The sequence below is a fragment of the Desulfospira joergensenii DSM 10085 genome, assembly GCF_000420085.1.
Classification (GTDB): Bacteria; Desulfobacterota; Desulfobacteria; order Desulfobacterales; family Desulfobacteraceae; genus Desulfospira; species Desulfospira joergensenii.
The window spans coordinates 1203116-1217066 of record NZ_ATUG01000002.1 but is presented as its reverse complement, the minus strand read 5'-3'; the positions used below and the strand labels follow the sequence as shown (position 1 = coordinate 1217066).

Sequence of the window (13951 nt, the reverse complement as noted above, 5' to 3'; positions counted from 1 at the left end):
ATATATTATCTTTTCTAAAAAAGCATAACCGCCCCGTTTAAAGGGGATGACCATGGGAGAAGGACAAATTGGAAAACCAGGGAACCAAAGAATATAAAAGAATCGAACGCGTGGACACGGACTGCTTTGCCTGCGGCAGGGACAATCCCCACGGACTTCATATGCGTTTTGAAACCAACGGGGAAAACCTGCGCTCCTCGATCACCGTCCCCTGCCACATGAGGGGGTGGAGCAACCTGGTCCACGGCGGAATCCTGTCCACCATCTGTGATGAGATCATGTCCTGGTCCGCCATCTACCTGACCCGCCGGTTCATTTTAACCAAGAGCCTGAGCCTTACCTTTCTGAAACCGGTCTTCATCGACCGGGAAATCATGGCCAGGGGCTTTATCAAGGAGAGGGTCGACGAACGGAACGCCGTTGTGGGAGCGGAAATCCTGGACAAAAACGGGGAAATCTGCACCCGGGCCCGGGGAGAATTCGCCCTGTTCACACCCGAAGACTTCCGTAAATTCAAGATCATGCCCGATGAACTCATCGATGAGATGAGCGCCTCATTTGAAACCGATTAAAGGCGAAAGATAATCCCCTGACGGCCATGCCCTTCCCGGCAGCCGGTTTTGGATTTGACACCGGAATCCAGGATCTATAGAATAGGGGCATTCATTATTCTCGAAATTCAAAAAAACCGTTCTGGGAACCGACAACCTGATCTGTCTCGCTCCCCCCTGTCCATTGAGGAATTTGAAAAAGACCGGAAGGAAAGATTCCGGACATTGACCCCAAGGATTGAAAAATGCCCTGCCCCGGCCCTGGTTCCCGGGGCGGACCAGACCCCGAGGCGGCGCAACCGCCGGGAAAGGCGGGTGAAAATCCGTCGGGCCTCAACCGCTTAGACCATGAGGAGGGCGATATGGAACCCCCGAGGATTCTGGTGGTGGACGACGAGCTGGTGATCCGGGAATCCCTTGCCGGATGGCTTCAGCGGGACGGATATGACGTAAAAACCCTTGAAAGCGGGGAGGAGGCTGTCCAGGCCCTTAAAACAGGCAGTTTTGATATCATCCTTCTGGATATCAAGATGGACGGGATGTCGGGCATGGAAGTGCTGGCCCACGTCAAAGAGGAATATCCCGATATTGATGTGATCATGATCACGGCCTTTGGTTCAGTGCCCTCGGCGGTCCAGGCCATGAAATCCCATGCCTATGACTATCTTCTCAAGCCCTTTGACCCGGATGAACTCGGGGTGCTCATCAAGAAACTTGTGGACCACCGGGCCAGGAAAAAGGAAAATGCCTATTTAAGGGACACCTTTGAAGAACAGTCCCGGTTTGAAAGCATGATCGGCCAGTCCCGGCCCATGCAGGAGGTTTTCACCCTGATCCGGGATATCGGGGATTCCAGGGCCACGGTCCTCATCACCGGGGAAACAGGATCGGGCAAGGGCCTTGCCGCCAAGGCCATCCATTCCAATTCCAGGCTCAAGGACGGTCCCTTTGTGGCCGTCAACTGCGGCTCCATCCCCCCCCATATCATGGAAAGCGAATTGTTCGGCCACAGAAAAGGGGCCTTTACCGATGCCAGGGAAACCCGGAAGGGACGGCTGGAGCTTGCCCGCGGCGGCACCCTTTTCCTGGATGAAATCGGTGAGATTTCCATGCGCATGCAGATCGACCTTCTCCAGGTCCTTGAGGATAAAATTTTCTACAAGGTGGGCGGCACCCAGCCCATTTCCGCGGATTTCAGGGTGATCGCGGCCACCCATGCGGACCTGGCCCGGGCCGTCCGGGACCGGACCTTCCGGGAAGATCTCTATTACCGCCTCAACGTCATCACCCTGGACATACCTCCTCTGAGGGACCGGAAAGAAGACATCCCGCTGCTGGCCGCCCATTTCCTCAAAAAATTCACCCAGGAGATAAACCAGGGGGTGGAGCGGATTTCCAGGGATGCCATGGACGAACTCATGCTCCATGAATGGCCGGGGAATGTCAGGGAGCTCTCCAATGCCGTTGAGCGGGCCGTGGTGGTCTGTAAAACCCGGACCATCACCCCCTATGACCTTCCCATCGGTCCCTCCCTGGAGGACGAACTCAAGAAGCGGTATTTCTCCCTCTCGGACGTGGAAAAGAATCACATTGCCGCCACCCTGGACCGGACCGGCTGGAATATCTCCAAGGCCGCCCTGATCCTTGGGATTGACCGGTCAACCCTGTACAATAAGATCAAGCGTTACGGCCTGGCCCAGCCGGACAGGACCTGATCCATGACCGCTCCTGCCCTGATTCTCTCCCCCATCGGAGATATCTTTCCCTGGGTGAACCAGACCCTGGCGGCCGGTCTCCCGGATGTATTCGGATTCCCCACCCGGGTGGTTCCTCTGATGGAGGACCTTGGATTTGCCCATGACCCTGAAAGGAACCAGTTCCATTCCACAGAGGTATTAAAGGTCCTGGCACAAAGATGCCCGGATGACGGCCTCAAAATCCTGGGCATCACCCGGGAGGACCTGTTCATTCCCATCCTCACCCATGTATACGGAGAGGCCCAGCTCGGGGGCCGGGCATGCATTGTCTCCATTTCCCGGCTGATATCCGGGCCGGACATGGGGGGCAGGGATGCCGGAGCCGGCAGGATACTCAAGGAGGCCATCCATGAACTGGGCCATTGCTTTAACCTGCGCCATTGCGAGGATGCCCGCTGCATCATGCACTATTGCCGGAAACTGGAGGATGTGGATAATAAATCCGAGAAATTCTGCCGGTACTGCCGGATCCTGATGGAGGACGAAATCCAGGCCCTGGGACAGGATCCGGACGGATTAACCTAGCTGGGGCCGCCATCACTCTCTGGACGACAAAAACAAGGCAATCAGCTCCTCCCAGGTGACATCCGGCAGACTGCCGAAGATGTCCGGGACCAGCTCCCCCCCGTCTGCCGCCTTGAGCCCTGTCCGTTCTTCCATAAAATGGTGAAGGGTCCCGGCAACGTCCGCCATGAACTTTTTGGCCGTGTCCATGAACATCATGCTTTTGAGATCCTTTTTTAAATCCGGGCAGAAAAGGGTGAGGATCCAACCCTCGATATAGGGGGACCCGGCAATGGCCGAGGGATTTTTCAGGACCTGGGGATTGACCTCGGTCACCACCCCGGAAACCGGGGAGTCAAAGGTGACGCGATGGCGATCCCTGCCCAGGGTAAAGGCCGCCTTTCCCCGGGAAAGCGTCTTTCCCATCAGGGGGGCGGAAAGGGAGTCAAAGGTTCCCAGAAGTCTGGCTGCGAAATCGTCAATTCCCAGACTCACCACACCTCCCCCCTCCAGCTTGATCCATGTATGGCCGGGGGAGAGATAATAGCCCGACGGCAGTTCAAACCCATTGACCTTTTTGAATCCCACCTCTTCCACTCGGGCAAAAACCTTGAACCGGTCCTGGAAAAACTGATCAAACTCGCAGTCAATGCAATGGTAGGATCGGGGACAGGCCTTAAAATCGATCCGCCCCTTCATATGGTGGATGCAGGGCCGGCGAGACAGGGGCATCTGCCTGAGCCTGTCCTGCCAGAATACAAACCGGGAAGCCTTTCTCTTCCCAGGCAGATGCTTTTCCCGGGCTTCCTGATTTTCCCGGCAGACCCGGGTCATGGCCTGGTTGAACCGGCAGTCGATACAATGGAAATCCTTAAAACAGGGTTTATTGGCCACCACCCCGGCCTGCATCCAGAGACAGGCAAAAGAGGGCTTTGAATTGTGAAGTTCCATGGGATCCTCCTAGGTACCCAGGAACCGGCTGACCAGGGCTTCCCAGCCGAGACCGGGCAGACTGCCGTAGACATCCGGAATCAGGGTACCGCCGTCTGCGCTTAAAGGTCCTGCCACATCCTGGATCATCTCTTCCAAACCGCTGACCTCATTCCCCAGCCAGGCAGGACTTTTTTCATCGTCCATCAGGGGTTTTACCGCTGCCTTGGGATCCGGGTGATGGACCGTGAACAGCCACCCCTGGGAATAGGGGGCCTCCCCCATCTGCTCCGGGGATTTCATGGGATGGGGATTGACCCGGGTGATGACTCCGTTGATGGGGGAGAGGACGTCGGCCTCCTTATCCCTTCGTCTCATTCCCCAGCCGGACCGGCCCTGGTTGAGTTCCTGTCCCATGAGGGGCAGTTCCAGGTGGTCGGGACTGCCCAGAACCTTCAGGGAAAAATCATCCATGCCCACCCGGATAAAGCCCCCCTGCTCGATGCGGGCCCAGGCATGTCCGGTGTGGAAGTAATGGTCTGAAGGCAGGTTGAACCCCTTGACCTCCCTGGTATGAAGATTCTCTGTAGCCGCGGCAGGGCAAAGGGTGTCTTCAAAGAGCTGATCAAAATCACACCTTTTGCAATTGTAATTCATGGGACAGATCCTGGGGCCGGTTCTGCCGGTGAGGGCATGGCGGCAGGTTCTTTCTTTTGAATCCAGCCTGCGCATGGCCTCCTGCCAGGTCATATGCCTGCCTGTGGCCGCGCCCTTTTTCATGCCTGCATCAAATCTACAGGTATGACAGTCATTGAAATGATTGCAGGTTTTCTTTTTTACCACCCCTGCCCCCATCCAGATACAGGGAGTCTTTGCCTTGGTCCGGTTAGCTGTGGTGCGGGTTTCCATGATCGCCTCCTTATGGACTTGGTTGAATCGAATGGTCCTGCATTTGATAAAGAGCAAAAAAGATACCACCCATATCTTTATTCGCCGGAAAGGTCCTGGACGCCTTTGCTGACGGGAATCCTGCCCTTTTTCCCCGGTCAAAGGGGAAGGCGGGATTCCAGGGCTCCTGCCCGGACTGTGGTTTTTTTCAACAGCCTGATAGGAACCCTTCCGGCTGGAAACGGAGAAAAGCCCCGGCATCGCCGGAAACAGCCCCAATGTGGTATTTTCCCACACCCCGTCTGGAATTTCCCCATCCCAAATCCTTTGTCAACTTTTACAGGGCTTCGAAATTTAAGAGTTTTTGTTTTCCCTCCCTGGCCACCCGCAAGGCGCCAGGTTCAAGGCGCCGAGGAATGAGGTGTATCGGTCATGCTCCGCAGAGAGGAGCGAGTCAGAGCAACGAAGAAGATGGTTCTGTATGGTGGACCAGGGCCACCAGGTTTTCTTAGACACCGGACCGGGATCTGTGGTAACGTAAAAATAGAAGCTTCCTTTCCCAGCCCGAACCTGCCAAAGGTGATGCCGTGACCGTACCCAAAGTGGAAATGGATACCATTTTAAATGGTATCCGGGATTTTATCCTTATCATATCCCCGGATCGGGAGATCCAGGTGGTCAATGACGCCTTTTTAAAACATATGAGTTTTGACAGAAAAGAGGTGATCGGCCGGAAATGCTACGATGTGTTCCAGGAGGTGACCCGAAAAAGCAGCAACTGCCATGAAAAATGCCCCCTGGAAAAGGTGATCAAAACCCGGCGTCACTGCCAGGTCGAACTGACCCGGCTGGGGTCCGACGGCCGGCCGAGATATACGGAACTGACCATTTTCCCCATCTGGGAGAAAAAGGGAAAGATTTCCAAGTTCATTGAGATCAGCCGGGATATTACCAAGCGGATGGCCGATGAAAAAGATGTCCAGTCCAGGCTGCTGAAAATGGTGGAGGAAAGGACCCGTCAGCTCAAGGAGACCCATGAAAAGATGCTCCATCAGGACAAGATGGCCTCCCTGGGGAAGCTGGCCTCATCCGTGGTCCATGAGATCAACAATCCCGTGGCCGGAATCCTCAATCTGGCCGTGCTCAGCAAAAGGATTTTACGGGAGGACCAGGTGGATGAAAAGGAACTGGATCTGTTCCGCCAATACCTGGATCTCATGGAAACCGAGACCCGGCGGATCTCCAGAATCGTAAGCAACCTCCTGGTATTTTCCCGCCAGTCCAAGATCGAGGTGGTGAAATTCGATCTCAACGACCTCATTGACCAGGTGCTGATCCTCAATTCCAACCTGCTGAAGATCCACCGGATCAGGATCATGGAAGACCTGGAACACAACCTGCCCCTGGTTTCAGGTTCCGGAGACCAGATCAAGCAGGTCTGCATGAATCTGATCTCCAATGCCGTGGAAAGCATGTCCAAAAGCGAAAAACGGATCCTGACCCTTAAAACCTTTGCCAGGAGAAAGGAAAGGGCCGTGGCCCTGGTGGTGGAGGACACCGGGACCGGAATCCCGGAAGAGGCCATTCCCAAAATTTTCGAGCCCTTTTTCACCACCAAAAAAAAGGGCAAGGGTGTGGGCCTCGGACTGGCCGTGGTATACGGAATTATCAAGGAGCACGGGGGCAGTCTTTACGTGGATTCTAAAGCCGGAAAAGGAACCTCTTTTTCCATTACCCTGAAACAGGACCTGGATAAAGGACCGGCCACCAACCTTCGGCCCTGGGAGCCCCTCCCCCATCCGGACCCGGAATCCTGATCCCCTGTTCTTATCCTTTTCAGGAGAACACCCGTTCCGGACCCGGAAAGGGAATGGCCCCACTGCAACCCCTTACTGTTCCGGGACATCAACCGGTTTTGGATTTGACACGGGCATCCGGGATCTATAGAATAAAAAAATTCATTATAATCCCCGAAATTCAAAGGAGCCGCCCATGGGAACTGACAATCTGATTTTTCTTGAACTCCTGGAATGGTTTGATGAAACCGGGCAGGAACTGATCCACCGCCTCCCGGAAAAGGGCTCAGGTGAGATCAAGTTCGGGGCCCAGCTCATTGTCCGGGAAAGCCAGGCCGCAGTATTCTTTTACAAGGGCAAGGCCGTGGGGGCCTTTGGCCCGGGCCGCCATACCCTGAAGACCGGCAATATTCCCGTCCTGACCAAGATCGCCAGCCTGCCCTGGGCCCTGAAAAGCCCCTTGCGGGCCGAGGTCTATTTCACCAATCTCAAGACCTTTACCAATATGACCTGGGGAACCCGGGATCCCGTGGCCTTCAAGGACAGCGAACTGGGCCTGGTCAGACTTCGGGCTTTCGGCATCTTTAACATGAGGATCGTCCAGCCGGTCCTGTTCATCAACCGCCTGGCCGGAACCCAGGGGATCTATACCACCGAAGAGGTGGGGGAATACCTGAACCGGGTGGTGGTTTCCCGGTTCAACGACTTTATCGGGGAAAAGATCTCCACCATCTTTGACCTGCCCTCCCAATACGATGAACTGGCCGAGGGGCTGACCCAGAAGATCCAGGAGGATTTCTCCCGGTTCGGCCTAAGCCTGACCCAGCTCTACATCAATGCCATCACCCCGCCCCCGGAGGTGCAGAAGGCCATTGACGACAAGAGCCGAATGGGCCTGTTCGACGATATGAACAAACTCATGCAGATGAAGACGGCCATGGCCATGGAAAAAATCGCGGAGAATCCCGACGGCATTGCCGGGAACGGGGCCCAGGCCGGCATGGGAATGGGCATGGGCATGATGCTCCCCGGGATCTTTGCCCAGCAGATGAATCCCCAGGCCCAGCAGGCTCCCCAGACGACCGCCTCCTGCCCGGAATGTAAAAATTCGATCCCGCCGGACGCAAAATTCTGCCCCCAGTGCGGCCACCAGCAGGTCGTCTTTGAGCGCTGCCAGAGCTGCGGAAAAAATATCACCCCGGCCACCCGGTTCTGCCCCAGATGCGGCAAGCCGGTAGAGGAAAAGCCGAAGACCCGATTCTGCTCAAAATGCGGTGCCGAGAATCTACCCGACTCCCTGTTCTGCAACCAGTGCGGGGAAAAGCATTAATTACGCGGTAGAGCATCAATGCCCCCAGTGCGGGGCCCCGGTCACCCTGGGGGAGGACACCCGGTTCTTTGTCTGCGAATTCTGCCGGGTCAGATCCTGCATCGCCCAGAAAGGCTTCCCCAGATATTATCTGTCCCCCTCCCCGGATATTCCCCGGGACGCCGATCTTTTCTACCTGCCCTATTGGCGGTTCAAAGGGGTGCGCTATCCCTGGGATGAAACCGGGGTAAAGCCCAGGTTCATGGATATCTCGGCCCTGGCCCTGGAAGACATGCCCCCTGAAATCCCCTTTTCCCTGGGGTTTAGGTCCCAGGCCCTGACCCTGAAACTCATCTCCAGAGAACCCCGGGGGTCTTTTATCCGCCCCCTGCCTTCAGAGGTGGTCCTCAAGGAAAAGGCCCCCCGCTCCCGGGCCAAAGCCCCCGTGTTCAAGGAGGATATCGGGGAGACCTTCAGCCTGATCTATTCCCCTTTTTATTCCCGGGAGAATGAACTGATGGACGGGGTATTGAACCGCCCCCTGGGCCAATCCCAAAAATTCCGCCCCTCGGAGCAGGACCTATGCCGGCCCTGGGCCGAGACCCATTTTATCCCGGGACTCTGCCCCGGCTGCGGCTGGGATCTGGAAGGCCGGCCCGACTCCCTGGCCCTGGTCTGCCGGAACTGCCACTCCCTGTGGCGGGCCCGGGGAAATCAATTGTCCAGAATAAAGGCCCGTTTTGCCCGGCCCGGCCAGGAAGGAGACATCATGGTCCCCTTCTGGAAGATCCGGGCCCGGATCTCCCCCATGATTTTGTCCTCCTATGCCGACCTGGCCCGCCAGGCAAACCTTCCCAAAACAATCACCACCGAATGGGAAAACCAGCCCCTTTTCTTCTGGTCCCCGGCCTTTAAGATCCAGCCCAAGATCTTCCTGCGCCTCCTCACCCAGATGGTCATAGCCCAGCCGGATCCCCCATTTTCACAGACCCTTCCCAAAAACATCTACCAGCCCGTGACCCTGCCCCCGTCCGAGGCGGTCCAGACCGTCCGGATCACCATGGCCTCCCTGTTCCGCCCCCTGAAGGATATCCTTGAGGTTCTTCCCCTGACCGATGTTGAACCGGCCGAAATATCCCTGGTCTTCCTCCCCTTTGAGTCCCGTCACCATGAGATCTTTCACCCGGAATTGAATGTGGCCATTAACCGGAATGTTCTGGCGTTGTCCGGGAATCTGTAGACACTGCGGAAAAGCGTGAAAGCCATTCTTTTCCACTTTCTTTTTCGGGAAATCACCGATAAAAACCGCCTTGAACCTTGAAACCTCTTTTGTTCAAAAAAAATACGATCCAGACACTACCCGGCAGAGGCGGGGCAAGGGGATTCTGCTTTATCCCAAGCAGCCGTCCTGGCTGCTTGAGAAGCGGAGATGGCCGTCTCTTTCTATCCTGACGAGCCTGGCCATCAACGCCGCGCCATCCCCTTGCCCGCCCCTGACTTATCCTCCTGGCTCGTGCAATTAATCCGTCAACCCCATTCCATTGTTTTTACGTTTATATTTTTCTTAAAAGCCAACTGAAGATCTGTTGTGAAGTCGTACAAAAATCATCAGAACGCCTGCCGGAGAAGAATCACGCAGGTATCCATATTCTTTACAGATTTATTCAACGGATATGAATAAACTTTATGGTTGCTTTTCCGGACCATGAATGATTATCTCGAATTAAGGACCTTCAGAATTTTATCCTTCCGGGATATTAATCGGTTGGATATCATTCAAATTTTCAGGATATGCGGTTAGCTGTCGGGTAATAATTGTTATGCGGATCCGCACATTTACTTGTTGGCCATAAAATCCACAGAATAGATCTGACATGAATTATTGGAATAGAAAGTCACAAAAGAAATGGCAAAAATCATTTATCACCAGTGTTTTTGCTAAAAAGACAAAACACCATGATACCTATTCCAAAATCATAATCAATAATCCCGAGGTACTTAATGATAAAAACCCCCATATTCCAAAAACATTGTTTAAATTTTATGCTCCAACCTCAGACAATATAATTGATATAAAAAAACAGAGGCTTTGGTGTTCACACCCAAGCTCCTTTAACGATCCGTTCGATTGCCATACGGGTTATGACGTTGAAAGTTACGAGAAATTTTCAATTCTAAATCACATCAAAAAAACTGGATTTGCGAATAAGGCCGATCATAAAAACGGTTTCACAAGAGAGGACTACGATAGGATTTATAATTCAAGCACAGAATATGTTTATAACTGGAGAAGTAACATTGAAGAGTATTGGTCAGTTATGCACAGCATATCCGATAGAAAAAGTGAAGAATTCGAAAGAGAGCTATATAAGCTGACGACCAAATATAAAAACGAAGTAAAAACCAAAATTGATAAATTGCGGGATGTAAATATAAGGGTTGCTTGCTTTTCCGATCTTTATCACAACAATTTTCCTCCTACCACCCGTGATTTTGAGCATATGATCCAGATGTGGTCGCATTATGCAGACAACCACAAAGGATTTTGTGTTGAATATGATATGTCAACATTGAATCCACAAAATATGCTCCCCTTGAAATATCAATATTCATCAGAGGAACAGGACCTTTTTTTGTCAGAGCGTACAATGCTTATTAAAGGGTGTTGAAACCGTTCAAATTTCTGTTTCGTTATAGGTGCCCCACGCGTTTGTAATTCTTTTTTCCAATGTCAGATTGTCCGGCTTTTACCGTAGCAATATCTGGTTTTGTTTTTTACCGCATAAAATCTATTTCAGACGGCGGCCTTTGTTGTATTCAGATATACCAATAGCGACCGATCAATCGGCTCAGAAAAAATCCCGCATTGAACGTTCAATTCATCCTGTGGCAGCAAACAACTCCTTTTGCCCATCTTCTTTTTTCATTGGTTTATGCCTTGTTCCGGCCATTTCAATCAACAATGTTACGATAGTCGTCAGAGTTGATCGGACAATCACACCATGCTGGCTTCTTACCCGTGTTTGTTCGAGGCCTTCTCTTTTTTTCATCAGATTAAAGGGCCTTTCACAGTTTTTCCGGATCTCGATTGCGTCTTGAGATCCGCTATGAAAAATCGGCATTGGTTGAAAATAGCCGCTGTCAAAATCAACGATCCTTGATTTTGAACAATTTGATTCAAACGCACACTCACCCGGAACGGCATCACATCCAAATTCGTGGCCTTCCGGTGTCGATCCCAAAAACTGCATTGGAATCTCACAAGAATCATTACAGGCAACCCTTAATGGCGATTCCAAAACGTTGTCAGGAAGTTTGGCTTTCTCCGATGCAGGGGTGACGACATAGACACCGGTTTCGTTGAGAACCGAACCATCACTATCGTGATAAGCCTGGTCGGCGGTTATCAATTTGATATCAATACCCAATGTTTGAGCAAGCTTGATCAACGGTTTTAAAAACAGGCTGTCATGATGATTTGCCGCCCCGATTAGGGATACCAATGGAAAACTATGGCCTGTCGATGGGTTGATGGCTGTTAGGGTGTGAAGCCGGTAGCCAATGACGTAATACGATTTATCCCTTTTATTCCGGCGTTTTCCACAATCACAGTCCGGATCGGAATACATTCGTATTTTTTTGCCTTTGACCTGAATTGTGCAAAGGGGGTAATTGATTTCAGACGGCAGTTCACTGGAATCAACACCATGGATAACGGCACTCTCCAGACAGCCTGATTTATAAAAATGATGGAGGAAATATACCAGGACATTCATCAATTGTTTGAAATTCAGGCCACGCCGGAAGTGACACAATTCAGTATGATCTGCCTGGTGTTTGGTATTTAAAGGCAGTCTCACAAAACGCCTGTTTTGCTTTCGTTCCCTGCCAAAATATTCATCGCTGCAAAATTTCCTGTAACTGATTTCAGGGTATTTGATTATTTTTAAAAGCTCCATCCGAAATAACTGGTAGGGTTGAATATCCCTGTGCACAGCGGAATATCCGTCAGGCGCAATCAAGCTGTTGATAATCTGGTTGTCTATAAGTTGGTCAACAAACTGCAATTCCGGGTCTACAATTTCAGGGTATGGCTTTTTCAGGGTGTCAAAATGAAACAGGTTGTCGGAATGAAAATTTTCAATGTAGGACGCCATCTCAGGAAGGCTACGAATCTCTGCTGAGGGGGCCTGATCTTCAACTCCTATGAGTTCTTCGATGGGGATGTCCAAGGTTTGAGAATAATCATAATTATCCAAAACTTCCATCATGATTTGCTTTGTCAGCTCTTTTTTGGACTTCCTTGTCATCTTTTTCCAGTTCGGAAAACTCTTTTTCAATTGCTTTGTGATGATTCGCCTGATATTTTTTGTATGCATAAAGCCTCTGTGGTGTTGTTTCCTTTTTGTTTAGGCGCTTGAAAGATACAACTAAACAGAGGCTTTTTCAATTACTAACATACTGAAAATTTGTCGGATAACGTTAAAATTGCGTCATCGATTTCAACACCCTTTATTACTGTAGCTGGTTTATTCCCTGTAATTTATACAGCAAATCGGGTGAATATCCCAAGAACGAAATTACAAAAATTAAAACTCAATGCTAACAATGAATTAGTACATGACAGTGAGATTGATGCGTTGCTATACAAAACATTCATAGTTAAATCTGCAAAATGGAACTATGAAAAGGAATGGCGAATCATAATTGATGGCGATATCTGCAAGTATTTTGAAAATAAATTGCCTTTTCCTTACATTAAAAGAATTTTTTTGGGTTGCAAAATGAAGGCACATCATATCGATACACTCATAGAAATTGCAGATGAGCTGAATGTTGAAGTCGTATTAATGACAATGGATAATAAAAAGTTTGTTCTTGAGGCACAAAAGACAGATTCGTATAGATGGGACAAAGAAAGAGCAAAATGGAACAACCCGTTGTATTAATGAAAAATATTGGCCAACAAGGGTATTAAGGTCGACGGCAAAACGCCGTCGCGCCTTATGCCCGCCGGTGCCAGGAACATTATGGTGGATTTACAAAAAACGCACGCTTTTAAGCCAGGAACAAATCAGGATATCCCTGAAGAGATCTTTGCCGAGATTGGTTGTCGACTGATTTTGCTTCAGGACCTGGAAATGTTTATCGCTTTCACTGCAAAGGTTGTATTTTCAGGAGAGGTACAAAAAACTATAGATGCGATACTAAATGCTGACAATAAAACGCTCGGTCAACTAATGAACCTTCTAAGAAAAAGGGTCAATGTTGATGAGACGTTCGATGAACGGCTGAAGAGGACTTTAAAGGCTCGGAATTTATTTGTACATGAGTTTTCGCACGAATATGATCTCAGAACTAAAACTGGACTTCAGCAAGGAATAAAATTTTTATTAAACACTATGGATGATCTTGAAGAAGTAACAAAAGTTATGAAAGCTTTATTTGTCTCTTTTGTTAAAGAGCGAGAAATTGGAGATTCTGAGTTGGAACAATATTGGCGGAAATATGGAGATTTAGATGAATTGGAATCAAAATATATACCGAAGCTTTCTAAAATATTTGATAAAAAGTCGCTGTAAGAAAGCGCAAAACAAGGCAAATTCCGCGGACGAAAAAAGCCACGCGGCTTATTAGCAGCAATTCTTCAAAAAAGAATATGGGATTTGAAAAGGATCATTATGCGAGAGAAAGGCATTATTTTGTGTCTAATAAAACCTGGAAAGATTATCGTTAATGTTTGAAACTGCATATACAATAAAAAATTTTCAAAAATTTATAGGCCTAAAAGAAATTTCTTCGGATGCCGCACTGCTCGATAGAAGGGAAAGGTTTAAAAAATCTGAAGAAATTTTTCACCATTTCTCATCAGGTGAGTATTTCAAAAATAGTATAAAAAAAATTTCCATTAAGAATAAGGATGCATTTATTTTTAAAAATATCCAAAGTAGGATAATTGAAAGAGCCTTTCTAAATAACATTAAAAAAGCATATAAGATTAAAATACGAAGCCGAGAAGCGATCATAGCAGTTTTGATTAGTTTGCTAAAAGAAAACTCGCCCTATCTGATACATAGATTTGATATTCAGAATTTTTACGAAAGCTGCAATACTGATTTATTAGAAAAAAAAATTGTAAAAGATAAAAGGATTTCAGCCCAATCTATGCGGTGGTCCCCAGAATCCGAACAATGTGCTAAGCTCTGATTCACTAAC

At 49.8% G+C, this 13951-nt stretch carries 13 protein-coding genes; 10 read left to right on the top strand and 3 right to left on the bottom strand.

Features of this window, described 5'->3' with window-relative positions:
• Window positions 1-68: 68 nt before the first annotated feature.
• The 3 genes from F608_RS35040 to F608_RS32495 all read left to right on the top strand — a co-directional run bounded on the left by F608_RS35040 (window position 69) and on the right by F608_RS32495 (window position 2833).
• Window positions 69-572 carry a PaaI family thioesterase gene (locus F608_RS35040; protein ID WP_022667046.1) on the top strand — a complete coding sequence of 168 codons (504 nt, stop codon included), beginning with the start codon at window positions 69-71 and terminating at the stop codon, window positions 570-572.
• A gap of 341 nt (window positions 573-913) precedes the next feature.
• The gene (locus F608_RS0117990; RefSeq protein ID WP_022667044.1) at window positions 914-2266 is read left to right on the top strand and encodes a sigma-54-dependent transcriptional regulator; all 1353 of its coding nucleotides are present in this window, start codon (window positions 914-916) and stop codon (window positions 2264-2266) included.
• Window positions 2267-2269: 3 nt separating this feature from the next.
• On the top strand, window positions 2270-2833 hold the full coding sequence (locus F608_RS32495) for an archaemetzincin (protein WP_022667043.1): 564 nt from the start codon (window positions 2270-2272) through the stop codon (window positions 2831-2833).
• 12 nt (window positions 2834-2845) lie between these two features.
• Here the strand turns inward: F608_RS32495 and F608_RS0117980 are convergent, their stop codons facing one another.
• Together F608_RS0117980 and F608_RS0117975 are read right to left on the bottom strand one after the other, a co-directional pair.
• Window positions 2846-3763 carry a glycine cleavage system protein H gene (locus tag F608_RS0117980; RefSeq protein ID WP_022667042.1) on the bottom strand — a complete coding sequence of 306 codons (918 nt, stop codon included), beginning with the start codon at window positions 3761-3763 and terminating at the stop codon, window positions 2846-2848.
• A 9-nt stretch (window positions 3764-3772) separates the two neighbouring features.
• On the bottom strand, window positions 3773-4651 hold the full coding sequence (locus tag F608_RS0117975; RefSeq protein WP_161626870.1) for a glycine cleavage system protein H: 879 nt from the start codon (window positions 4649-4651) through the stop codon (window positions 3773-3775).
• Between the two features lie 566 nt (window positions 4652-5217).
• Here F608_RS0117975 and F608_RS35035 point away from each other — a divergent pair.
• The 4 genes from F608_RS35035 to F608_RS0117955 all read left to right on the top strand — a co-directional run bounded on the left by F608_RS35035 (window position 5218) and on the right by F608_RS0117955 (window position 10404).
• Window positions 5218-6447, top strand: coding sequence for a two-component system sensor histidine kinase NtrB (locus F608_RS35035; protein WP_022667040.1), 1230 nt, complete (start codon window positions 5218-5220; stop codon window positions 6445-6447).
• A gap of 175 nt (window positions 6448-6622) precedes the next feature.
• Window positions 6623-7756: an SPFH domain-containing protein gene (locus tag F608_RS0117965; protein WP_022667039.1), complete on the top strand. Its 1134-nt coding sequence runs from the start codon at window positions 6623-6625 to the stop codon at window positions 7754-7756.
• The gene (locus F608_RS0117960) at window positions 7701-8975 is read left to right on the top strand and encodes a hypothetical protein (RefSeq protein ID WP_022667038.1); all 1275 of its coding nucleotides are present in this window, start codon (window positions 7701-7703) and stop codon (window positions 8973-8975) included. Before F608_RS0117965 ends, F608_RS0117960 begins: the two co-directional genes overlap by 56 nt.
• Before the next feature lie 634 nt (window positions 8976-9609).
• Entirely contained in the window at window positions 9610-10404 is a 795-nt protein-coding gene (locus F608_RS0117955; protein ID WP_022667037.1) for a DUF2971 domain-containing protein, read from the top strand.
• 210 nt (window positions 10405-10614) lie between these two features.
• On the opposite strand, the gene F608_RS0117950 is transcribed toward F608_RS0117955, so the two are convergent.
• Window positions 10615-12114, bottom strand: a complete 1500-nt coding sequence (locus F608_RS0117950; RefSeq protein ID WP_022663626.1) for a hypothetical protein — start codon at window positions 12112-12114, stop codon at window positions 10615-10617.
• A 90-nt stretch (window positions 12115-12204) separates the two neighbouring features.
• Between F608_RS0117950 and F608_RS0117945 the strand changes: the two genes are divergently transcribed.
• The 3 genes from F608_RS0117945 to F608_RS0117935 all read left to right on the top strand — a co-directional run bounded on the left by F608_RS0117945 (window position 12205) and on the right by F608_RS0117935 (window position 13942).
• Window positions 12205-12684 (top strand): DUF2971 domain-containing protein, encoded by a 480-nt coding sequence (locus F608_RS0117945; protein WP_022667036.1) that lies wholly within the window; start codon window positions 12205-12207, stop codon window positions 12682-12684.
• Window positions 12685-12765: 81 nt separating this feature from the next.
• Window positions 12766-13317: a hypothetical protein gene (locus tag F608_RS0117940; RefSeq protein ID WP_153307536.1), complete on the top strand. Its 552-nt coding sequence runs from the start codon at window positions 12766-12768 to the stop codon at window positions 13315-13317.
• Between the two features lie 154 nt (window positions 13318-13471).
• The gene (locus F608_RS0117935; RefSeq protein WP_022667034.1) at window positions 13472-13942 is read left to right on the top strand and encodes a hypothetical protein; all 471 of its coding nucleotides are present in this window, start codon (window positions 13472-13474) and stop codon (window positions 13940-13942) included.
• The last annotated feature ends 9 nt before the right edge of the window (window positions 13943-13951 follow it).